Raw genomic sequence first — 480 nt, forward strand, 5'->3', positions numbered from 1 at the left:
CCCGTCCCGAACCCGGCGCCAAGCGGCGCCAGTCGACCGACGGCCACGGCCTCCTCGTCGGCGACGGACTGGACCAGGTCTTCACCATACGTGGCGCGGAGGAATTCTTCGATCGCGCGATTGATCAGACTTTTCATGCCCACCTCGATTCGAACCGAAACTAGCGGCAGGGCGTAAACAAATCGGAAAGCGCCGATGGAAAAAGGTCTAGTCGGCCTCCCAGCCATAGCTGCCCGGTCCCGACAGGGCCGTGCGAGCCGTCATGATGTCGCCCGGACGCACGCCAAGGCTGTCGGCAAAGCTGCATAGACGGTCATCGTCCTCGACCAGAAAATCAAGCAGGAACAGGGCGATGTCAGGACGGCTGGCGAAATTGCGGATATCGGCGGGCTGCAGGCCGGCGGCCTCCATGAACTGCGCCAGATCCTGCGGCCGATCGGCCAACAGGATCAGCGTCTGCGTCGCCAGATCGGCGGCCTG

At 63.8% G+C, this 480-nt stretch carries 1 protein-coding gene; it reads right to left on the minus strand.

All coding sequences use genetic code 11. From position 1 onward, the window contains the following. Positions 1 to 207: 207 nt before the first annotated feature. The coding region (locus TW83_RS16110) for a DUF3572 family protein (protein ID WP_052714947.1) at positions 208 to 480 on the minus strand (273 nt) is incomplete at its 5' end.

Source organism: Paracoccus sp. S4493 (genome assembly GCF_000967735.1).
GTDB lineage: Bacteria > Pseudomonadota > Alphaproteobacteria > Rhodobacterales > Rhodobacteraceae > Paracoccus > Paracoccus marcusii.